We start from the raw sequence: 25,369 nt of genomic DNA on the forward strand, positions 1-25,369 counted from the left end.
CGTCGAACCGCGCGTGAGCGAAATGAGTTAGGTTGATTCGGAAATCCGGCGATTCGGGATTCCGGCAGCTCGGGGAATCGCAAATGCAATTGCATTCGTAATCAAGGGTATCGCAACGGGGAATTCCGCGCATGGAAACAGGTGGGGGTGTGCGCTGCTCCGTGTCTCGGAATTCGAGGAGGGGTTAGACGATGAGTCCGGATTCAGCCATGCCTGCCGACCGAAATCCTGATCTGATTCCGCTTTCCAGGGCGCAATACGGAATGTGGCTGGCGGACAATCTACCCGGCGGACCGAACGTCAACATCGCCCACTACGTCGAGATCGAGGGGAACATCGACTACGCCGCCTTCGCCAAGGCGGTGAACGACGCCGGTCACGAGAGCGAGTCACTCATCGTCCGCGTGGTCGAGGTCGGCGGTCGTCCGTATCAGTACGTGGATCGCGGCATCGTCTACGACGAGCCGCTCCTGGATCTGACCGAGGCCGCGGATCCGCACGCGGCGGCGATGGACTGGATGCGCCGCGACTACGGCAGCAAGGCGGTCGATCTGGCCCGGGACCGGCTCACCACGACGCGACTCATCCGGATCGGCGAGGACCGGTACCTGTGGTACGCGCGCGCTCACCATCTCGTCATCGACGGCTACGGCGCGTTCAACCTCATCAACCGCGTGGCCGAGCACTACAACGCACTGATCGAGGGTCGAGCGCCGACGCGGCCGGCGGCACTCGGGCTGAACGACATCATCGCCGCCGAGCACGACTATCGGACGAGCCGGCGGTTCGACACCGACCGGGCGTACTGGCTGGACAAGGCGGCCGACCTGCCGCCGGCCGCGAGTTTGGCGGGGCGCTCCGCCAAATGGAGCGAGGACGACCGCTTCGCCGGGCGTACGTTGCCGGCGCCGCTGACCGCGCGGCTCGACCGTTTCGCCGACGACCTGCACGCCTCGACAGCGCAGGTGGTGGTGGCCGCGTTCGCCGCCTTCCTCGCGCGCATGACCGGTACCGACGAGGTCGTCCTGTCGCTGCCGGTGTCCGGGCGGGTGACGCGGCGATTGCGCAATGCCGCCGCGATGCTGGCCAATATGGTGCCGATCCGATTCACCGTGGACCCGGCGACCACGGTGGAGGACCTGGTCCGCGCATCGGTGTCCGAACTCGTGCTGGCCATGCGACATCAGCTCTACCGGTTCGAGGACCTGCGCCGCGAATCCGACGCCGTCGACGCGGCGGCGACCTCCTTCGGCCCGATCGTCAACATCCTGTTCTTCGATTCCGAGATCCGCCTCGGCGAGGCGACGGGGCATTACCGCGCGCTGACCTCCGGAGCGCTCGACGATCTGCAACTCAATATGTACCGCGCCGGCGCCGACGCACCGCTGGCGGTCGAACTGCACGGCAATGCCAACCTGTACGGACAGGACGAACTCGACGCCCATGCCGGCCGCTTCGTCGACTTCCTCGACCGCATGGCGAACTCGCCCGCCGATGCCCGGCTGGTCGACATCCCGCTGGTCGATACCGCCGAACAGCGGACGGTGCTCGGCGAACTCGCGGGCCGCGAGGGAACGGCCACAGCGGCGACACTCGCCGACCTCGTCACCCGGCAGGCGGCGTTCTCGGCGTCCGACGTCGCCGTGGACGACGGGACGACCGCGCTGACCTACCGCCAACTCGACGAACGCTCCAACCGGTTGGCGCGCAGGCTCATCGCCCTCGGGGCCGGACCGGACACGCTGGTGGCGATCGCGCTGCCGCGTGATGTCGATCTGATCGTGGCCGCACTGGCCGTCGTGAAGACGGGCGCCGGATATCTGCCGCTGGACCGCGCACACCCGCTCGAGCGCCTCGACTACGTGGTGAACGACGCCGAACCGATCGCCTTGGTGACGAACCGGAGCATGTCCGATCGGCTGCCGGAGACGGGCCGCGTCGTGCTGTTGGACGACGACCCCACCGAGAGCGGCGAGCCGATCACCGACGCCGACCGGGTGCGTCCCGTGCGCCCAGGCAACGTCGCCTATGTCATCTACACCTCCGGGTCGACGGGGCAGCCGAAGGGTGTGGTGATCACCCACGGCGCGGTCGCCGCCTACTTGACGAACGCCACTGCCGAAATCGGGGTACGCGCCGGTGACGTGTGGACGCTGTTCCATTCGTTCGCCTTCGACTTTTCGGTGTGGGAGATCTTCGGTGCGCTGGTCACCGGCGGCCGGCTCGTGGTGGTGGACGGTCCCGTCACGCGCTCACCGGACGAGATGGTCCGCCTCGCCGCGCGGGAGAAGGTGAGCGTTCTCAGTCAGACACCGTCGGCGTTCCACCAGTTCGCGGCCGCACGACAGCGCTATGTGGACGCCGGGCAACCGGACGGTGAGCTCGCCCTGCGCCTCGTCGTCCTCTCCGGTGAGGCGCTGAATCCGGCGAGTCTGTCCGACTGGTATGCCCGGAATCCGGATCTGCCGGTACTGGCCAACAGTTACGGCATCACCGAAACCACGGTCTTCGTCACCTACACCCCGTTGGCGGCCGACCGGGCCGTACCGGGCGCACCCAGCACCATCGGACCGCCGCTACCGGGCCTGCGCGTGTATGTCCTGGACGAGCGCCTGCGACCGGTGCCGCTGGGAGCCTGGGGCGAAATCTACGTTGCCGGAGCGCAACTCGCCCGGGGCTATGTCGGCCGGCCCGGGCTGACCGCCGGACGCTTCGTCGCCGACCCGTTCGGTGCACCGGGTGCGCGGCTGTACCGCAGCGGTGACATCGCGCGCCGGAATCTCGAGGGCGAGTTGGAGTATCGAGGCCGCGCGGATCGGCAGGTGCAGCTGCGTGGGTTCCGGATCGAACTGGACGAGATCCGCGCGGCGTTCTCGAGCCACGGTTCGGTGTCGGCGGCGGTCGTCGTGGTGCATCTGCCCGGTACCGAGGCGGCCCGGCTGCTGGCCTACGTGGTGCCGGCCACCGGAGCGGTCTGTGTGGCCGAGGAGCTGCGCACGCATGTGCGTTCGATTCTGCCGGACTACATGGTCCCGGCCCATGTCGTGGTTCTCGACGCGCTGCCACTGACCGTCAACGGCAAGGTGGACCATCGGGCCCTGCCCGAGCCGGCCCCGGATTCGGCGGCGGCGTACGTGGCGCCGCGCACGGCCGTGGAGGAGACCATCACCGGTGTCTTCGCCGAGGTCCTGGGCGTCGACCGGGTCGGTGTGCTGGCCGACTTCTTCGAGCTGGGCGGCAATTCGCTGACGGCCACGGGGGCCGCGGTGCGGATCGCTGAATCGACCCGATGCGAGGTATCGGTGCGCGAGCTGTTCGAGAAGCCGACCGCGGCCCAGCTCGCCGCCCATATCGACGGCGCCCGCCGGTCCGCTCGCCCCGCGCTGCGGCCGCAGCCGCGGGTCGATCCCATTCCGCTCGCACCCGCGCAGAACCGGATCTGGCTGATCAATCAGATCGAGCCCGAATCGGGGGCCTACAACATTCCGCTGGTGCTGCGGCTGTCCGGACGGCTCGACACCGCCGCCCTGCACGCGGCCCTGGCCGATGTGATCGAACGGCACGAATCCCTGCGCACGGTGTATCCGGCGGTGAACGGCCGAGGCACGCAAGTGATTCTGCCGTCCGAGGATGTCGTGGCGGAATTGGATGTGACGGCGCGGCGCGTCTGCGCCGACGAACTCGACCACCGGATCGGCGAGCTGGTGTCGACCGGAACCGATGTGCGCCATCGGCCGCCGATCCGAGTCGCACTGCTCGCCACCGCCGATCACGAATACGTCCTGGTGGTCGTCCTGCACCACATCTGCTGCGACGGGTCGTCGCTGCCGCCACTCGCGGCCGATTTCGCCACCGCCTACCGCGCGCGAGCGCAGGGGCACGCCCCCGGCTGGCAGCCACTGCCGGTGCACTACGCCGACTACAGCATCCGGCAGCGCATCCTACTGGGCGACGACACCGATCCCGAGTCGCTCGCCGCTCGCCAATTGCACTACTGGACAAAGCAATTGTCGGGTATGGCGCGGCCGCTGGAACTCCCGGCCGACCGCCGGCGCCCGGATCGCCGGTCCCTGCTCGCCGATGTCGTCGACACCGCGATCACCGCCGAAACCTACGCCGGGATCGAGCAGCTGGCCCGCACGGCGAAGGTCACCACCTTCATGGTCGTGCACGCCGCGCTGGCGGTGCTGCTGGCCCGGCTGTCGGGCTCGGCCGACATCACCGTCGGCACGCCGGTCGCGGGCCGCGGCGAACGCGCGCTCGAACCGTTGATCGGCATGTTCGTCAACACCGTGCCGCTGCGGACGCGAGTAGCTGACGACGACACGTTCACTGACTTCCTGACGCGGGTCGAGGACATCGATCTCGGCGCACTCGCTCACAGCGACCTGCCCTACGAACAGGTCGCCGAGGCGATCGAGCCGATGTCGGCGGCGGCGCAGGACCCGCTGTGCCGGGTGTATCTGGCGTTCGACAATATGAACCGCCCGGCCCTCGAGCTGGCCGGGGTCACCGCCGAGGTCCTGGATCCGGGACCGCAGCCGGCGAAGGTCGACCTGATTGTCACCGTCGCCGAGAATGCCCGGGCGGCAGGCGATCTCCCCATGCGGATCAACTACGCGACGGACGTGTTCGACCGCGGCACGGTCGAGGAGTTCGCCGCGCGCCTGCATCGGATTCTCGAATCGGTCGTGCGTGATCCGGGGCAGCGGGTCGGCGCGGTCGATGTGCTGTCGGCCGGTGAGCGCGCCGCGCTGGTGCCCGCGTCCGGTGGCGGCGCCGAGGCGCCGCTCGTGCTGGCCGAGCTGCTCACGGTCCGGGATCCGGAGGCCGTGGCGATCGTGTCGGGCGGGCACACCCTGACGTACGGGGAGTTGGACGCCCGGTCGAATCAGCTGGCCCGGGTGCTGATCGAGTACGGGATCGGAGCCGACGACCGGGTCGCGCTGGTGCTGTCGCGGTCGATGGAACTCGTGGTGGGAATGTGGGCCGTGGCGAAGACGGGTGCCGCCTTCGTCCCCGTGGATCCGCGCAATCCGGCCGAGCGCGTGGCGGTCATGCTCGCGAACGTCCGGGTCGCTGTCGCCGTGATCGCGACGCGGGACCTGGTGCCGCAGACCACCGAGCGGCTGGTCCTCGACGAACCGCGCACCGAGGCCCGCATCACGTGCCGTTCCGCGGCCGCGGTGACCGACCGCGACCGGATTCGCCCGTGCCGGGTATCGAATACGGCGTACGTGGTCTACACGTCGGGTTCGACCGGCGAGCCGAAGGGCGTCGCCGTGACGCACGCGGGTGTGGCGAATTTCGCTGCCGAACAACGGGATCGGTATCGGATCGGCGATTCCGCGCGCGTGCTGCAGGTGGCGGCTCCGGGCTTCGACGCGCTGGTGCTGGAACTGCTGATGGCACATCCGCACGGCGCGACGCTGGTGGTCTCGCCACCGGATGTCTTCGCCGGTGAGCCGCTGGCGGAAGTGATTCGCCGGCAACGGATCTCGCATGCGTTCCTCACGCCCAGCGTGCTGGCGACGATGTCGCCCGCCGAACTCGGGTCGTTGCGGGTGCTGGTGGCCGGTGGGGAGGCGGTCTCGGCCGACACCGTCGCGGTGTGGGGACCCGGACGCCGGTTGCACAACGGCTACGGACCGACCGAGACCACGATCATGGTGGCGATCAGCGATCCGCTGAGACCCGGCGATCGGGTGACGATCGGCGGTCCGATCCGCGGTGTGCGGGCGCTGGTTCTGGACGAGCGGCTGCGGCCGGTGCCGGCCGGGGTGACCGGACAGCTGTACATCTCCGGCATCCATCTCGCCCGCGGATATCTCGATCGGCCCGCGGAGACGGCGGCGGCGTTCGTGGCCGAGCCGTTCGGCGCGGCGGGGGAGCGGATGTACCGCACCGGCGATCTGGCCCGCTGGACCCCCGAACGCACCCTCGAATACGCCGGGCGCACCGACTTCCAGGTGAAGATCCGCGGGCAACGCATCGAACTCGGTGAGATCGAGGCGGTCCTGGCCGGTCATCCGGACGTCGCCGCCGCGGTCGCGGTGAGCGTCGCGACCGACGGCGGCATGCGGCTCGCCGCCTATCTCGCGCCCGGCGACGACGTCGTCGACGTGGCCGCCGTGACGTCCTATGCCGCGCGCCACCTGCCCGCGCATATGGTTCCCGAGTCGGTGACGGTACTCGACGCCCTGCCGCTGACCTCGGTGGGCAAGGTCGACCGCGCCGCCTTGCCCGAGCCGGTATTCGCCAGTGCGCGAGCCGCTTTCGTCGCGCCGCGCGATGCGGCCGAACAGCTCGTCGCCGATGTGTGCGGCGCCGTGCTGGGCATCGACCAGGTAGGCGCCGCCGACGACTTCTTCGCCCTCGGTGGCAATTCGCTGTCGGCGACGCGGCTGGTCGCGCGGCTGAGTGCCGCATTCGGTGTCGAGGTGTCGCTGCGCACCGTCTTCGACGCCCCGACGGTCGCGGCGCTCGCCGCGGCGCTGCGCACCCTCGACACATCCGGGCGGGAACCGCTGGTGCCGCAACCGCGACCGGCGCGCATCCCGCTCTCGCCGGCCCAGGCCCGGATGTGGTTTCTCAACCAGTTCGACACCGACTCCGCGCTGTACAACATCGCCCTGGTGGTGGGCATGTCCGGCCCGCTCGATGTGGCGGCCCTGCGTGCGACCGTCGCCGATGTGCTGGACCGGCACGAGGCGTTGCGGACCGTGCACCCGGACAGCGACACCGGGCCGCATCAGGTGATCGTGCCGGTGCGCGAGGCGCTGCCGCCGCTGGAGCCGGTGACGGTTCCCGCGGCCGAACTCGAGGCGCGGATCGCCGCGACGGCGGCCGCCGGATTCGATGTCACCCGCGACGTTGCGTTCCGGGTGGTCCTGCTGCGCACCGCGCCCGAGGAACACACGCTGGTCCTCGTCGTCCATCACATCAGCTTCGACGGATCCTCGCTCGCGCCACTGGCCGCCGACCTGATGACCGCCTACGAGGCACGCCGCCGGCAGCAGGCGCCGCGATGGGAACCGCTGCCCGTGCAATACGCGGATTACGCACTGTGGCAAGGCAAACGGCTCGGCACCGAAGACGATCCGAGCGCTCCGGCCGCCGTGCAGGTCGACTACTGGCGCACGGCGCTGGCCGATCTGCCCGAAGTGCTGGATCTGCCCACCGATCGCCCGCGCCCGGCGCGGCAGAGCTTCCGCGGTGCGACGGTGTCGCACACCCTGCCCGCCGACCTCGGGCGTGCCCTCACCGCGCTGGGCCGCTCCTGCGATGCCACGGTTTTCATGGTGCTGCACGCCGCGTATGCCGCCCTGCTGGCACGTCTGTCGGGTAGCGACGACATCGCGGTCGGCACGCCGGTCGCCGGACGCGGAGAACCGGGACTCGAACGCCTGATCGGCATGTTCGTCAACACCCTGGTGTTGCGCACCCGCATCGACCCCGGCGCCTCCTTCCGCCGGATTCTGGAGCAGGTCCGCGCGACCGATCTCGCCGCCTTCGACCATGCCGACATCCCGTTCGAACGTCTCGTCGAGGTGCTGAATCCGCCTCGCTCCACGGCGCATGCGCCGCTGACGCAGGTGGGTTTCGCGTTCCACAACATCGACATTCCGGCGGTGCGGTTCGAAGGATTGACCGTCGATGCCCGGACCGCCGACCCGAGCGTGGCCAAATACGATCTGCACCTCAATCTCGTCGACACCGCGCGCCGCGACGGTGAACCGGACGGGATGGCCCTCGAATTCGGTTATGCGACAGACCTGTTCGACGAGTCCACGATCCGCTCGATGATCGACCGGTTCGTGCTGCTGCTGCGCGCGGTCGTCGATCGGCCCGACCGCGCGATCGGCGATATCGACCTGCTGACCGCGGAGGAGAGGCGCGAGCTGGCGGTGCGCGAAACCGGCGGGACCATGGCGCCGTCCTCGGCGACCATCGCCGAACTGTTCGCCGCCCAGGCCGCCGCGACACCGCGGGCGGCCGCCGTGCTCGACGCCGAGGACGGCACGCGACTCGACTACGGCGAGTTCGCGGCCCGGGTGAACGCGCTCGCGCGGACGTTGATCGACCGTGGCGTCGGCCCGGAAACCGTGGTGGCCGTGGCGATGCACCGTTCGGTCGACCTGCTGACCGCCCTTTACGCGATCCATGCGGCCGGTGGGGCGTATCTGCCGGTGAATCCGGAACATCCACTCGATCGGGTGCGCGCCGTGTTCGGCGCGGCACGGCCCCGCGCGGTACTCACCCGCCGAGCCGACGAGGCGAACCTGCCCAGCGACATCCCGGTCTGGGACTTCGCCGAACTCGGCGGCCGCTCGCCCGACGCCGCGCCGGTGACCGACCGCGACCGGCTCGGGCCGCTGCGACCGGAGAATCTGGCATATGTCATCTACACCTCCGGCTCGACCGGGGTGCCCAAGGGCGTGGCGGTATCGCATGCCGCGGTGGTCAATCAGCTGCGCTGGTTGCGCGAGCACTACCGGCTCGGTGACGACGTCATGCTGTTGCGGACCCCGGTCACCTTCGACCTGTCGGTGTGGGAACTGTTCTGCGCCTTGACCTGTGGCGCCGAGTTGGTGATCGCCGGCCCGGGCGCGGGCGCCGACCCGGAGGCGGTCGCGCGGCTGATCGCCGATCATCACGTCACCACGGCCGATTTCGTGCCGTCGCTGCTCTCGGCGTTCGAGGATACGGCGGCCGGTCACCGCTTCCCCGATCTGCGGCGCGTGCTGTGCATCGGCGAAACGCTGCCGGCCGACACCGTGCGCCGCTTCCGTGAACTCAGCGACGCGCGTCTGGACAACCTGTACGGGCCGACCGAGGCCGCGGTCAGCGTCACCGCCTACCACGTCGACGGTATCGACGGCGGCACCGTGCCGATCGGTACGCCGGAGCCGAATGTCGTGGTCCACGTGCTGGATTCGCGCCTGCATCCGGTACCGGCGGGGGTGACGGGGGAGTTGTATCTGAGCGGTGTCCAGCTTGCTCGCGGCTATCACCGGCGCCGGGATCTGACCGCCGCGACCTTCGTCGCCGATCCTTTCGGCAGCGCACCCGGGTCGCGTATGTACCGGACCGGTGATCTGGTTCGCTGGGCGAAGGGCGGCGTCCTGAGCTACGTCGGTCGCGCCGACGATCAGGTCAAGATCCGCGGACTGCGCATCGAACCGGGCGATATCGAGGCGGCACTGCTCGCGCAGGACGAGGTGAGTGCGGCGGTGGCGCGCGTCTACGCGGGCCGGGGCGAGCAACGGCTGATCGCCTACGTGGTCGCACCGGAAACCGCGGACACCAAGAAGATTCGGCGCCTGCTGCTGGAACGCCTGCCGGCCTATATGGTGCCGTCCGCCGTCATCCGGATCGACGGGGTGCCGCTCACGGCGAACGGGAAGATCGACTACCGGGCCCTGCCGGTTCCGGACTCGAGCGGGCGGACGGAATACCGTGCGCCCCAGGGGATCGTGGAACAGACCGTCGCCGAGGTCTTCGCCGAACTGCTCGGCGTGCCGGTCGTGGGCGCGGACGACGACTTCTTCGATCTGGGCGGCAATTCGCTCGTCGCCACGCGCGCGCTGAGCCGGATCGGCGCCACACTCGATGCGTCCGTGCCGGTGCGGATGATCTTCGAAGCGCCGACGGTCGCCGAACTCGCCGAGCGCATCACCCGGCTGCGGGGTGTGCCCGCGCTGCCCGCCCCGGCGCCCGGACCGCGACCGGATCGTCTGCCTTTGTCGACGGCGCAGACCCGGATGTGGTTCCTCAACCAGTACGACCCTCGTTCGCCGGGATACATTGTGCCGCTGGCGGTTCGGATCGAAGGCCGCCTCGATGCGGACGCGCTCGCGGCAGCCGTCGGCGACGTGGTCGAACGGCACGAGAGTCTGCGCACCGTGTACCCGGCGGTCGACGGCGTGCCCACGCAAGTGGTGCTGGACGCGGCCGCCGTCGTCGCGGACTGGGATCTGACACCGCAGCGAATCGAGGAGCATGAGCTGGCCGACCGGTTGGCCGCGCTGTCGACCACCGGATTCGACGTGTCCGAGGCGGTGCCGGTGCGTGTCTCGCTGTATCAGTTGTCGGACACCGTCCGGGTGGTCGCGATAGCGGTGCACCACATCAGTTGCGACGGCTATTCGGTGGCACCGCTGGCCGCCGATCTCGTGGCGGCGTATCGGGCGCGGGCCGGCGCGCACCCGTCGGATCGTCCGCCGCTGCCGGTGCAGTTCGCCGATTACGCCCTGTGGCAACGCGCGGTGCTCGGCTCGCCCGACGATCCGGAATCGCCCGTGGCCCGCGATATCGCCTACTGGCGAACGCGACTGGCCGGCATACCCGAGCTGCTCGAACTGCCCGCCGCCCGGCCGCGCCCGGTCGATCAGAGCCATCGCGGCGCGCTGATCCACGCCGACATTCCGGCGGACCTGCAGAGCCGGATCGAATCGCTGGCCCAGCGCGCGCGAGCCACGACCTTCATGGTGGTGCACACGGCGCTCGCGGTGCTGCTGTCGGGGCTGTCCGGCAGCGACGACGTCACCGTCGGCGTACCGCATGCCGGCCGTGGCCACCGGGTGCTCGACGACCTGGTCGGCATGTTCGTCAACACCTTGGTGCTGCGCACGCGCGTCACGCTCGATCAGACGTTCACCGGATTGGTGGACGCGGTGCGCCGCAACGATATCGAGGCCTTCGACCACGCGACCGTGCCGTTCGAGCAACTGGTCGACGCGTTGCGTCCCGCCCGCTCGACGGCGCACTCGCCGCTGTTCCAGGTGATGCTCGCCTATCAGAACATGGTGCGGGCGCGTGTGGAACTTCCTGAGCTCACCGTCGAAACCATCGATCCCGGTGACAGTTCCGCGATCTACGACCTGCTCTTCATGGTGACGGAGGAGCACGGTCCCGGCGGTGAGCCGGCCGGGATGACGCTGCGGCTGACCTACGCGACCGACCTGTTCGACGCGGAGTCGGCACAGCGGTTCGCGGACCGGTTCGTCCGCCTGCTCGACGGGCTCACGACCGACGCCGACGCACCGCTCGGTGAGCTCGACCTGCTCGATGCCGCCGAACGGCAGCTGGTGCTCAAACGCTGGAACGACACCGGCGACCCGATGTCGGTGGGGCGAACCCTGATGGACGGCTTCGGCGAACAGGTGCGCCGCACCCCGCACGCTCCGGCGATCCTGCCCGCCGACGGCGACGCGCTGACCTACCGGGACTTCGCCGACCGTGTCCACCGGCTGGCCCGATGGCTGATCGCGCGCGGTGCGCGCACGGAAACGACTGTGGCCGTCGCGGTTCGGCGCTCCGTCGACCTCGTGACGGCGTTGTACGCGGTGCTGGAGTCGGGTGCGGCCTTCGTCCCGATCGATCCGCAGCAGCCGAGCCGGCGCATCGCCGACGTGCTGGACGCGGCACACCCGCTCCTGGTACTCACGACCTCGGCCGACGGCGACGGCCTCCCGCCGGAATGTGCGCGCGTGGATCTCGACCGGCTGGACCTGTCCGCACTGTCCGGCGACGCGATCACCGATGCGCACCGGCTCGCGCCGCTGCGGCCGGACAACGTGGCCTACGTCCTGTTCACCTCCGGCTCCACCGGCGTGCCCAAGGGGGTGGCGCTGACCCACGCCGCCACCGCGAGTCAGCTGGCCTGGGCGCAGCGGCAGTGGCCGCACGGCGCCGGCGATACGGTCCTGTACAAGACCCCCGTCACCTTCGATATCGCGGTGTGGGAGCTGCTCTGGCCGCTGCAGACCGGCGCGCGGATCGTGATCGCCGAACCCGACGGGCATCGCGACCCGGCCTATCTCGCGGACTGCATCGCGAACCGGGAGATCAGCACCGTGCATTTCGTCCCGTCGATGCTCGACGTTCTCCTCGAAACCGTCGGAGATTCCGAATTTCCCTCGGTACGAAGGGTATTCGTCGCCGGTGAGGCGCTGGCGCAGTCCACCGTCGACGCCGCGGCGCGGGTGTTCACCGCGGCGGAGGTGGTGAACTGGTACGGCCCGGCCGAAGCGGAGGTGGTGACCTCCGCGCGCTGCCTGCCCGGTGCGACGGTGCCCGCGACGGTCCCGATCGGCGCGCCGGTCTCCGGGATGCGGGTGTACGTATTGGACCGGAGGCTGCGCGCGGTGCCGGTCGGCGTCGTCGGCGACCTGTACGTCTCCGGTGTGCAAGTGGCGCGCGGCTATCACGGCCGTGCCGACGTGACCTGCGCGGCCTTCGTCGCGCATCCGTTCGGGGCTCCGGGCGAGCGGCTGTACCGCACCGGCGATCTGGTGCGCTGGACCAGATCCGGCGAACTGGACTTCCTGGGCCGCAGCGATTTCCAGGTGAAGGTTCACGGCCAGCGCGTCGAGCCGGGGGATATCGAGGCGGCGGCGTGCGCGGTCCCGGAGGTCGCGCACGCGGCCGCGGTCGCGACCGCGGAGCGCATCGTGGCGTATGTGACGCTCAGGCCCGGCGCGGTCATCGACGGGCGGGCGATCCGGGACCGCCTCGCGCGGCTGCTGCCGTCGTATCTGGTTCCGGGGCGCGTCGAGGTGCTCGACCGGATGCCGCTCACCGCGAACGGCAAACTCGACCGTGCCGCGCTTCCGCAGCCGGGGTTCGACGACACGGCGGAATTCGTGCCGGCGCGTACCGATCACGAAGCGGCACTGACCGATATCGTCGCCGCGATCACCGGCGGGGAGCGGGTGAGCGTCGCGGCGAACCTGTTCGAACTCGGTGTCGACTCACTCTCGGCCGCCCGGCTGGCCGCGCGCGCCGAGGCGGCGCTCGGGGTGCGGGTGGGGATCCGGGACATCTTCGAGGAGCCGACGATCGCCGGACTGGCGGCTCGTCTCACCCAGCGCGCGCCGTCGTCGCTGATCCCGCTCGCGCCGCGGCCGCGCCCGGCCACGGTTCCGCTGGCGGCGGCACAGCGACGGCTGTGGTTCATCAACCAGTTCGATCCCGGCTCGGCGGCCTACAACATCGGCTTCGCGGCACGGTTGACCGGTGCACTGGATCTGCGCGCCCTGCGCGCGGCGTTCGAGGACGTCGTGGGCCGGCACGAACCCCTGCGCACCGTCTATCCCACGGTGGCCGGTGAGCCCTGCCAGGTGGTGCGGGATGTGGCCGCGGTGACCGCGCAGCTGGCACCGGACGCGGAGCCGGTCGACGAGGACACGCTGCCGGAGCGAATCCGGCAGACAGTCGCGGCAGGCTTCGACGTCTCGGCCGAGGTACCGGTGCGCGCGCGGGTGTATCGCACCGGGCCCGCGCAGCACATGCTGGTGCTGGTCGTCCATCACATCGCCGCCGACGGCTCGTCGATGGCGCCGCTGGCCCGCGACATCTTCACCTCCTACGCGGCGCGCGTGAAAGGCGAAGCACCGCAATGGCAACCGCTGCCGGTCCAGTACGCCGACTACACGCTGTGGCAGCGAGACGTACTCGGCGCCGAGGACGATCCGGAATCGATGACGGCGCGCCAGGCCGCCTACTGGACGGCGGCTCTGGCCGACGCGCCGGAGCTGCTGGACCTGCCGGCCGACCGGCCACGGCCCGCGACCATGTCGATGACCGGTGGCAGTGTGCGATTCGGCATACCGGCGCCGCTGCACCACGCGATCGTGGAGCTGGCCCGCCGCGAGGGCGTCACCGTCTTCGTCGTGCTGCATTCCGCGCTGGCGCTCGTGCTGGCGCGCACCGCGCACACCGGCGACATCTCGATCGGCACCCCCGTGGCGGGGCGCGGGACGGCGGCGCTGGACGATCTGGTCGGCATGTTCGTCAACACCGTCGTGCTGCGCACACCCGTCCGCGACGACGTGTCGTTCGCCGAGCTCGTCGCGCAGGTGCGCGGCATCGATCTCGAGGCGCTCGCGCACGCCGATCTGCCCTACGAGCGGCTGGTCGATCTGCTCGACCGGCCCAGGTCCACGGCCTATACGCCGCTGTATCAGGTGTTGTTCGGATTGCAGAACGCCCCGGCGGACCGATTCCGGCTGCCCGGCGTCGAGGTGGAACTGGTCGATCCCGGTGTCGCCCAAGCCAAAACCGATCTCACCGTCCTGCTGACCGACGATCCCGGCCGTGTCGGAGCCACCGGAATGGACGGCGAAATCATCTACGCCACCGATCTTTTCGTCGAGTCCACCGCCCGCGCGCTGGCGGACCGGTTCGTTCGCGTACTCGACGCCGTGGTCCGCGATCCGGACCGGCCGGTGGGGGACATCGCGCTGCTCGACGCCGACGAGGCCGAGGGGCTGGTGCCGGCGCGGGGCGGCACCGCACCCGCACCGCGGCTGCTTCCGGAGCTGCTCGCCACGACGGTGGCCACCGCTCCCGAGGCGATCGCGCTGATCGACGGTACTCGCACTCTCACCTACCGAGAGCTCGACGCTCGCGCGGAAGAGCTTGCCGCCCAGCTCTTTTCGGCAGGCGCGAAACCGGGGGTCTGCGCGGCGCTGGCCGTGCCGCGCTCGGCGGACTATCACATCGCCATGTGGGCGATCGTGAAGACCGGCGCCACCTTCGTGCCGCTGGACCTGCGCTATCCGCCGGAGCGGATCGCCTATCTGCTGCACGATTCCGGTGCCGGCCTCGGCATCACGACGACCGCCGCGCGCGCCGCGCTGCCCGGCGATGTGCGCTGGCTGACGCTCGACGAACCCCGTGCTCCGGGCGAGATCGCGGCGAAACGTCCCCGCGCACCGCGTCTTCGGGATGTGGCCTATGTGATCTACACGTCCGGCTCGACCGGGACGCCGAAGGGGGTGATGGTCACCCACGAGGGGCTCGCCGCCTTCGCGGACGAGCAGCGCGACCGCTACCGAGTCGAGCGCGCCTCGCGCATCGTGCAGGTCGCGTCACCGGCCTTCGACGCCGTCCTGCTCGAAGCGCTGATGGCGCATGCCGCCGGCGCGGCGCTCGTGGTGGCGCCGCCGGAGGTGGTCGGCGGCGCGGACCTGGCCGCGCTGATCGCTGCGCATCGGGTGACGCATGCGTTCCTGACGCCGAGTGTGCTGGCGACGATGTCGCCCGCCGAGGTCGAGTCGGTGCGGGTGCTCGCGGTCGGTGGCGAGAAGGTGGCACCCGATCTGCTCGCGGCCTGGGCGGCCGGGCGGCGGCTGCATCACATCTACGGCCCGACCGAGACGACGATCGTGATCACGATCAGCGATCCGGTGGCTCCGCAGGAAGTCCTCACCATCGGCGGGCCGATCCGCGGCGCGGAGGCGGTGGTGCTGGACGCGCGGCTGCGTCCGGTGCCGATCGGCGTGCCGGGGGAGCTGTACCTCGCCGGGTCCGCACTGGCACGCGGATATCTGAATCGCCCGGCCGTCACGGCGGCGTCGTTCGTGGCGAACCCGTACGGATCGCCCGGAAGCCGGATGTACCGCACCGGCGATATCGTGCGCTGGACCGAGCAGGCCACGCTGCGGTACGTCGGCCGGCTCGATTTTCAGGTCAAGATCCGGGGCCAGCGGGTCGAGTTGGGCGAAATCGATGCCGCCTTGCTCGCTCATCCGGCCGTCACCACCGCGGTCACCGTGACCCGCACCGGCCCCGGCGGGCGGACCGTGCTCGCGGCGTATGTCACCCTCGGTTCCGCCGCGACCGCAGCGCCGGGCGAGATCCTCGATCGGCTCGCGGCCACTCTTCCCGCGCATATGGTGCCGGCGACGATCACCGTGCTGGACCGGTTGCCGCTCACCTCGACCGGCAAGGTGGATCGGAAAGCGTTGCCGGAACCGGACTTCGACACCGCGACCGAGGGCGCGGCGGCCATCGCCGACGAGCTCGAACGCACCGTGGCGGCCGCCTTCACCGATGTGCTGGGTGTGAGCGGCGTCGGCGCCACCACGTCCTTCTTCGCGCTGGGTGGCGATTCCATCATGTCGATCCAGCTGGCGTCGCGATTGCGGGCGGTGGGGATCGGTGTGACGGCGCGCGACATCTTCGAGCACAAGACCGTTCGCGGCCTGGCGCAGATCGCGCAGGCGCCGGCGCGGGCGGCGCTCGAGGAACTGCCCGGCGGCGGAGTGGGCGAGATCGCGCTCACGCCGATCGTGGCCTGGTTCGTCGAGCATCTCGGAACGCCGGCGCGGTTCGCGCAGTCCATGCTCGTGCGATTGCCGCGCGACGCGCGGGTCGAGGACGTGGATGCGACCGTCCAGGCGGTCGTGGAACGCCACGACGTGCTGCGCTCCCGGCTCCGGGCCGGACTCTGGGATGTGTTGCCGCCGAGCGCATCCGAGACCGCCGGATCGGTGTCGATGCGCACCTTCGGCGCCGGCGAACGACCCGGCTCGGCCGGCTTCACCGCCGTGGTGGAGGCGGCCTACGCCGGGGCGGTCGACCGGCTCGACCCGGCGACCGGGGCGATGGTGCACGTCGTCTGCCTGCTGCCGGAGCCGGAGGTGGACGCCGAGGCGCGCGCGCTCGTCGTGATCCATCACCTGGGCGTGGACGCTGTGTCGTGGCGCATTCTGCTGCCCGACTTCGCCACCGCGTGGCAGCGGATCATCGCCGGACGGACCGTCGAGCCGGCCGCCCCCGGCACCTCGATGCGGCGCTGGGCCGACGCGTTGGCCGAAGCCGCCGCGGCGCGCGCCGAGGAGTTTCCACTGTGGCAGCACATATGTTCCATCCCGGACCCGGTGCTCGGACGCGCGCATGCCGATCCCGCGCTGGACACCCAGTCGACGGTGCGCCACCTGACCGTCACACTCCCGGTGGACGTGACCTCGGCGTTGCTTCGCGAGGTGCCCGCGGCCGCCCACGGCACCGTCGACGATGCGTTGCTGGCCGCGCTGGCCATGGCGGTGCGACGCTGGCGGGACCGTCGTGGCATCGACTGTGCGACAACGAGTGTCATGGTCGAGGGGCACGGGCGCGAGGAAGGGATCGTGGAAGGGGCGGACCTGTCGCGGACGGTCGGCTGGTTCACCACCCGGTATCCGGTGGTCCTCGACCTCGACGGGACCGACTCCGCCGACGTGCCTGCTGCCGTGAAATCGGTCAAGGACCAGTTGCGTGAAATCCCCGACAAGGGAATCGGTTACGGTCTCCTGCGCTTCCTGAATCCCGCGACCGCCCAGCGATTCGCCGATCTGCCGGAACCGCAGATCGCCTACAACAACCTCGGGCGCACCGGCATCGATCGCATGGATCCGGCGGATCCGGCGTGGGTTCCCTCCGGCGAAACCTTCGACCAGCGTGCGGCATTCGAGCCGGATATGCCGGTGGCGGCGGTGCTCACCATCGACGTGAACGTGCTCGACACGGCCGCCGGACCGCAACTGTCGGCATATGTCGGCTACGCCTCCCGGCTGCTCGACCACGACGAGGTCACCGACCTCACCGGCGAATGGGTCGAGGCGCTCACCGCCGTCGCGGCCGCCGCCGACCGGGACTGGGGGCTCAGCCGCGCCGACGTGCCCCTCGTCGACGTGACCCGCACCGATCTCGACGCGTTCGCCCACCGCTACGGACGTCTCGACGACGTGTGGCCCTTGGCGCCGCTGCAGGCCGGCCTGCTCTTCCATGCCGAGATCGCCGCGGGCCACCTCGACGTCTATCTCGCCCAAGCCGTGCTCACCCTCTCCGGCGAGGTCGACGAGGCTCGGTTCCTGCGTGCCGCGCAAGCCCTGCTCGACCGGCATCCGAATCTGCGGGCCGCGTTCGCGCGTACCGCAGAAGGTGTTGCGGTGCAGGTGATTCCGGAGGATGTCGAAGTGGCGTGGCGGCAGGTAGTCCTCTCCGGCGCCGCCTCCGAGACCTCGGCTCTGCTCGATGCCGAGCGGGCGTCGTTCTTCGATCCGGTGCGGCCGCCGCTGCTGCGATTCGTGCTCGCCACCGTGGGACCGGGCGACTTCCGGCTGATCCTGACCGCCCATCACCTCCTGCTCGACGGATGGTCGCTGCCGTTGCTGTGGCGGGAACTGATCGGCCTGTACGCGGTGGACGCACAACCCGAGCTGCTCCCGGATGCGGTGGCCTACCGCGACTATCTGGAATGGCTGGCTCGCCGCGATCGTGGGGCGAGCGAGGCGGTGTGGCGCGACGCGCTGCGCGATGTCACTGGACCGACCCTGGTCGCCGATCCGCATGCCGATGCGGCCGCGACCATGCCGATCGATCTGCCGGTGGAGATCGACGGTGAGGTGAGCGCCGAGTTGGCGGACTTCGCGCGGTCCCACGCCGTGACGATGGCGACGATCGTCCAGTTCGCCTGGGCGGTGGTCGTGGGCAATCTGCTCGGCTGCGATCGGGTCGTCTTCGGCAGTACCGTGTCCGGCCGGCCCGCCGACCTGACCGGGGTGGAGTCGATGATCGGACTGTTCATCAACACGATTCCGGTCGTCGCCGACGTGCGCCGTGAGGACACCCTCGAGCAGTCCCTGACCCGGCTGCAGGCCGGCAACACTCGCCTGCTCGACCATCACTACCTCGAACTGCCGCGGATACTGTCGGCGGTCGACGCGGTGACCCTGTTCGACACGCTGGTGGTGTTCGAGTCCTATCCGGTCGACAGCAGCGGACTGGGCGCCGCCGATATCGATGGCATGCGGGTGGTCGCGGCGGACGGGCGCGACGCCGCGCACTACCCCATCACCGTCCAGGCCCACCACACCGACCGGCTGCACATCCGGTTGCGCTACCGGCAGGACCGGATCACCGACGCGACGGCGTCGGGTCTGGCCGACCGGCTGGCGAGGGTGTTGCGCGCGATCACGAACAACCCGGGCGCGCAGCTGATGTCGCTGGATCTGCTGCACCCGGCCGATCGCGACGCCGTGGTCCCGGCCACCGGGGGCGCCGCGGTCGCGCCGCAACGCGCGGACCGGTTGCTCGCCGCGGGCATGTGGCTGAATCCTGCTGCGCCCGCGGTGATTTCGGGACAACAGACGATGTCCTACGCCGAACTCGACGCCCGCTCCAACCGGTTGGCGCGATCGTTGATCGAGCAGGGGATCGGTCCCGGTGACCAGGTCGCGCTGGTGATGCCCCGGTCGGCGGACCTCGTCGTCGGATTGTGGGCGACGGCCAAGACGGGTGCGGCGTTCCTGCCCGTCGACCCGCGCAATCCGGCCGACCGCGTGGTCCACATGCTCGCGGATTCCGCTGTGCGAGTGGCGATCACGGTCTCGGAATTGCGGGATCTCCTATCCGATGCGGTGTTCCCGCTGATTCTCGACGACCCGCTGACCGAGACGTCGATCGCCGCGCAATCGGCGGCCACGCTCACCGACGCGGAACGCATGCGCACACCGCGAACCGCGGACGCGGCCTACGTGATCTACACCTCGGGATCGACCGGAGTGCCGAAGGGGGTCGTGGTCACCCACGAGGGGCTGGCGAACCTCGCCGCGGTGGTGCGCGACCGTTTCGGTATCGACACCGGCTCGCGGGTGCTGCACGCGGCGGGCCCGGGCTTCGACGCGATGGTCCTCGAAATACTGCTGGCCCATACCGGCGGCGCCGTGCTGGTCGTCGCGGGACCGGACGCCTATGCCGGGGAAGAGCTGACCGAAGTTGTTCGGGCACACCAGGTAACGCACGCCTTCCTCACCCCGAGCGTGCTGGCCACGCTGTCCCCGGACGGTATGGAGTCGTTGCGCGTACTCGTGGCGGGTGGGGAGGCGGTGACAGCGGAGTTGGTGGCGGTGTGGGCGCCGGGCCGGCGGCTGCTCAACGGGTACGGACCGACCGAGACCACGATCTTCGCCGGCATCAGTGCGGCACTGGCGCCGGGTGAGGTGGTGACCGTCGGCGGCCCGATTCGCGGTATGGAGGCCGTCGTGCTCGACCCGTGGCTGCGTCCGGTGCCGGTCGGCGTCGCGGGGGAGTTGTACCTGGCGGGCCCGCAACTGGCTCGCGGTTACGCGAACCGGCCCGCGGCGACCGCGACCGCGTTCGTCGCGAATCCGTTCGGCCGGGCCGGTTCTCGCCTGTACCGCACCGGCGACCTGGCCCGCTGGACACCGGAGTACGCGGTGGAATATCTCGGCCGCCGCGATTTCCAGGTCAAGATCCGCGGACAGCGCATCGAACTCGGCGAGATCGAGGCAGTGCTGGCCGAATACTCCGGCGTCGAGCGGGTGGCGGTGGCGGTGCGCGCCGACGAGCGCGGCACCCCGCGGCTCGCCGCCTATCTGGTCGGCGACGGCGAGATCGATCCGGACGAGGTCACTGCCGCGGCCCGCCGCCGTCTGCCCGCGCACATGGTGCCCGATGTCGTGCTGCGCATCGCCGAGCTGCCGCTGACGGCGACCGGCAAACTGGACCGATCGGCGCTGCCCACACCGGATTTCGCGGTGCGGCGACGCCGGATCGCCCCCGGCACCGCCACCGAACAACGCATCGCGGACGTCTTCGGTGACATCCTGGGCGTCGCCGACGTCGGTGCGACCGACAACTTCTTCGAACTCGGCGGCACGTCGTTGTCGGCCACCCGAGCGGTGGCCCGCGTGCGTGCGGCCCTGGGTGTGCACGTCGGAATCCGGGACCTGTTCGACGCCCCGACGGTCGCCGAACTGGCCGCGCGCCTTGCCGAGGCCGACCGGGCCGTCGCTGTGCGGCCGGTCGCGCGGACCCGGCCGGACCGGATCCCGCTCTCGCCCGCACAGCAACGGATGTGGTTCCTCAACCGCTTCGACACCGCGGTCGGCGCGTACAACATCCCGCTGGTGATCCGGCTGCGGGGCGACCTCGATGTCGACGCGCTGCGGCGGGCGTGCGCGCTGGTCGTCGACCGGCACGAATCGCTGCGGACCCGATTCCCGATGATCGACGGTGCCCCCTGCCAGGTCGTGATCGCCGCCGACGAGGTCGCGCCCGCGCTGATCCCGATCCCGGCCGACGAACGGCAGATCCTCGAGCGAGCGGCGGCGGTGGTGTCCGCGGGCTTCGACGTCACCCGGGAGGCGCCGGTACGCGCCGAACTGTTCGCCCTCGGCGACCGGGATCACGTGCTGGTGATCGGCGTCCACCACATCTGCGCCGACGGACAGTCCATGATGCCGCTCGCTCGCGACGTCGCGCTCGCCTATGCGGCGAGCCGGCAAGGTACACCGCCGAATTGGCCGCCACTGGCTCTGCAGTACGCCGACTACGCACTCTGGCAGCGCGAGATGCTCGGCGACGAAACGGACCCGGACTCGCTGATCTCGCGGCAGCTGCGATTCTGGACCGGCACCCTCGCCGGACTGCCCGAACTGCTCGAACTGCCGACCGACCGGCCCCGCCCGCCCGTGGCGTCCATGCACGGCAGCTCCCTCGATTTCGAGCTGTCCGCCGACCTGTACGCCCGCATCGAAGCCCTCGCCCGGGCGGCCGACGCGACGGTGTTCATGGTGTTGCACGCCGGGCTGGCGGTTCTGCTGTCGAAGCTGGCCGCGGTCGGCGATATCGCGATCGGCACTCCGGTCGCCGGCCGCGGCGACCGTGAACTCGACGATCTGATCGGCATGTTCGTCAACACGCTGGTGTTGCGGACCCGGGTGGCATCGCCGCAGGCGTTCGAGGAATTGCTCGCCGCGGTCCGGGACACGGATCTGGCGGCCTTCGCGCACGCCGACGTGCCCTTCGAAGAGATTGTGGAGGAGCTGAATCCGCGGCGTTCGACCGCGCATATGCCGCTGTACCAGGTGACGCTGGACGTGCAGGATCTCAGTGCCGCCGCGCTGGAGTTGCCGGGCCTCACCGTCGAACCGATCGAAGAGGTCTTCGATCAGGCCCGCGCGGATCTCAACGTCAAACTCGTCCCGCGACCCGGCGCCGACGGCCGGCCGGGCGGAATGGCGGGCCGCCTCACCTTCGCCACCGACCTGTACGTCGAGGAGACGATGCGGCGATTCACCCGGGCGCTCGTCCGCATCCTCGAGCAGGTGACCACGAATCCCGCTGTCGCCGTGGGGGATATCGACATCGTCGAGCCCGGCGAGCGTCGCCGGATAGTGGCCGCCGCGGGGACCGACGGTGCCACGGTGCCGGAACCGACCCTGCCCGAGCTGCTGTCCGCCCGCGTCGCGGCACATCCCGACGCGATCGCGGTGAGCGACGGTACGGCACAGCTCACCTATGCGGAACTGGATCGACGCGCGACCCGGCTCGCCGCCCGTCTCGCCGCGCACGGCGCACGACCGGAAACACTGGTGGCGGTGGCGCTGCCGCGGTCGGTCGATCTGATCGTCGGTCTGCTCGCCGTCGTGCGCGCGGGCGCGGGATACCTGCCGCTGGACACCGCGAATCCGCCGCGTCGGCTGCGCTTCGTCATCGACGACGCACGTCCCGTCGTGGTGCTGACCTCGGCCGATTGGGCCGCGCAGGTGCCGAGGTGTGCGACGCCCATGGTGTCGATCGACGACGCGGAGACCGAATTCGAGGCCGGTAGCGCGCGGGCGCCGGTGGCCGCGCGGCCGGACAACCTGGCCTACGTCATCTACACCTCCGGGTCGACCGGCACTCCCAAGGGTGTGGCCGTCACCCACCGCGACGCCGTCACGCTGCTGACCCACGCCGCCGAACGATTCGACCTCCACCCCGGCGACGTGTGGACGATGACCCATTCCTACGCATTCGATTTCGCGGTGTGGGAGATGTGGGGTGCGCTGCTGACCGGCGGCAGACTGGTCGTCGTCGACCACGACACCGCCCGCTCGCCCGACGCGCTGGTCGAACTGGTGGCGCGCGAGAGCGTCACGATCCTGAGCCAAACCCCGTCGGCCTTCTACGGTTTCGCCGACGCCGAACGCAGATATCGCGAAACTGGTTGTGCTCATGGTGATCTCGCGCTCCGCTATGTCGTCTTCGGCGGCGAGGCCCTGGACGCGACGCGATTGGCGGGATGGTTCGCCGCCCACGCGCCCGGTTCCCCGCGGTTGATCAACATGTACGGGATCACCGAAACGACGGTGCATGTGACCTTCGCCGAGGTCGACGGTCCGGGCGCGGACGGGATCGGAGTGCCGCTGCCGGGGCTGCGAGCCTTTGTGCTCGACGACCGGCTGCGGCCTGTGCCGATCGGGGTGCGTGGTGAAATCTGCATCGCCGGAGCGCAACTCGCGCGCGGATACCTGCGGGCCCCCGCGGCGACGGCCGGCCGTTTCGTGGCGAATCCGTTCGACCCGGACGGTGGCCGGTTGTATCGCACCGGTGATCTCGGCCGCTGGCGGGATACCGGCGGCGGCCTGGAACTGGCCTATGCGGGGCGCGGTGACGCCCAGGTTCAGCTGCGCGGGTACCGGATCGAGCTGGGGGAGGTCGAGGCGGCATTGCTGCGGCATCCGTCGGTCGCGCGGGCCGCCGCGGCCGTGCATCGTCACGAGCGCGAGGTCGACCAGTTGATCGGATATGTGGTCGCCGCCGATGGACAGCGTCTCGATCCGGGGCAGGTGCGGGCGGCCGCCGCCGAGGTGCTGACGAGTTACATGGTGCCCTCGATGGTGATGGTGCTCGATGATCTACCGCTGACGGTCAACGGCAAACTGGACCGAAAAGCCTTGCCCGCACCCGATTTCGACGCTGCCGTACAACGGTTCGTCGCGCCGCGCACCCGCACCGAGAAGGTGATCGGTGAGGTGTACGAGCACATCCTGGGCGCCGCGCGGGTCGGGGCGACCGACGGATTCTTCGATCTGGGCGGCAACTCGCTGCTGGCCACCATGGCGGTGACCGAACTGCACACGCGCGGTGTGACGATCGAATTGCCATGGATGTTCGAGGATGCGACACCGCGGACGCTGGCCCGCCGAGCCGACGAGTATGACGGCGCATCGGGCCTGAGCGTGCTGCTTCCGTTGCGCGCGAACGGATCCGAGCCCGCCGTGTTCGCCGTCCACCCGGCGGGCGGCCTGGCGTGGTTCTACGGCGGGCTCATCGAACATCTGCATCCGGATCGGCCGGTCTACGGCCTGCAGGATCCGCACGTCGTCGCCGGTGAACCCGCCGCCACCTCCGTCGGCGAATTGGCCGACCGCTATGTGGCCGAGATCCGCCGAGTGCAGCCCACGGGCCCCTACCACCTGCTCGGGTGGTCGCTGGGCGGGCAGATCGCGCACGCGATGGCGGTGCGGTTGCGCCGCGACGGCGCCCGGGTCGGCATCGTGGCGCTGCTCGACAGCGCGGCCGACACGCTTCCGCAACCCTCGGCCGAGGAACCCGCGCCCGGACAACTGATGACCGATCTGCTCGGCGGCTGGCGCGAGCTGTTCGACCTGGGCGACGAGCTGGTGGTGAGCACGCACGAACAAGCATGGGAGGTCATCCGCGAGCAGGTGATCGCGACCGGACTGTTCACCGCCGAACAGACGGATCGGGTCATGGCGAGCTTCCGCACCGCCGGCGATATCTCCACCCGCCATCGGCCCGAAGTCTTCGACGGTGACCTGATCCTGTTCACCGCCGGACAGGATCACCCGGAACACGACGCTCTCGCCGACACCTGGCGGCCCTACGTGGGCGGCGACATCCACAACGTCGTGGTCGACGCCCGCCATCTCGAATTGAGCCATCCCCGTGCGCTGGCCGTCGTAGGCCCCGTCCTCGAAAGGTTCATGGAACAATGCTGACCACTCTGCAACATGTGCGACTCGATGACGGCAGAACGGTGACCTGCACCAGTCCTGCAGAAGCCAGAATGCTGTGGGGGGAGACGACCGCGGCGGACGGGTTCTACCGCCGCGCGGCCGAATTCCTCAGTCCCGGCCAGGTCGTTCTCGACATCGGTGCCAATATCGGCCTGAGCGCGATGATGTTCGCCGACACCTGCCCCGGCACCCGCGTCATCGCGGTCGAACCGGTGCCGATGACCTTCCGATGCCTGGACCGCAATATCGCGGCACATGTTCCCGGTGGGATATCGCTGCGGACCGCGGTCGGCGCGATGCCGGGGACCCGGCCCTTCACCTGGTACCCGCGCGCGACGGCGAATTCCGGCTTCTTCGCCGATCGCGCGGCCGACGACGAAGCGACCGCCACCTATCTGCGCAACAACGGGCTGGAGGACAGCGCCATCGCGGTCATCACACAGGGTCTGCACGACGGCGTGCAACTCGAGGTCGGAGTCACCACCGTGTCGGCGATCCTGGACCAGCATTGCCGAGGATGCGAGGTCGGCTTGCTCAAAGTCGACGTCGAACGCGCGGAATGGGAAGTGCTGCTCGGCATCACCGCCGCGGACTGGCGGCGCATCCACGTCGTCGTCGCCGAGGTCCACGATCGCGACGGCCGTCTGCGCGAGGTCTGCGACCTGCTCACGCGGCAGGGCATGTCGGCGCAGACCCGCCAGGACCCGCGGCTGGTCGGCACCGAAATGCACGAGGTCTTCGCCGTCCGTCCGCGCATCGATCGGTGA

Annotated in this window: 2 protein-coding genes; both read left to right on the forward strand. The window is 70.1% G+C overall.

Annotated features, from left to right (window positions below; all coding sequences use genetic code 11):
- The first annotated feature begins 209 nt into the window (after positions 1–209).
- Positions 210–24,584 carry a non-ribosomal peptide synthetase gene (locus AC5592_RS12300; protein WP_198163818.1) on the forward strand — a complete coding sequence of 8,125 codons (24,375 nt, stop codon included), beginning with the start codon at positions 210–212 and terminating at the stop codon, positions 24,582–24,584.
- Entirely contained in the window at positions 24,578–25,369 is a 792-nt protein-coding gene (locus AC5592_RS12305; RefSeq protein ID WP_036505704.1) for an FkbM family methyltransferase, read from the forward strand. The genes AC5592_RS12300 and AC5592_RS12305 overlap by 7 nt, the downstream gene beginning before the upstream one ends.

Source organism: Nocardia violaceofusca NBRC 14427, from assembly GCF_963869435.1.
Taxonomy (GTDB): Bacteria; Actinomycetota; Actinomycetes; order Mycobacteriales; family Mycobacteriaceae; genus Nocardia; species Nocardia aobensis.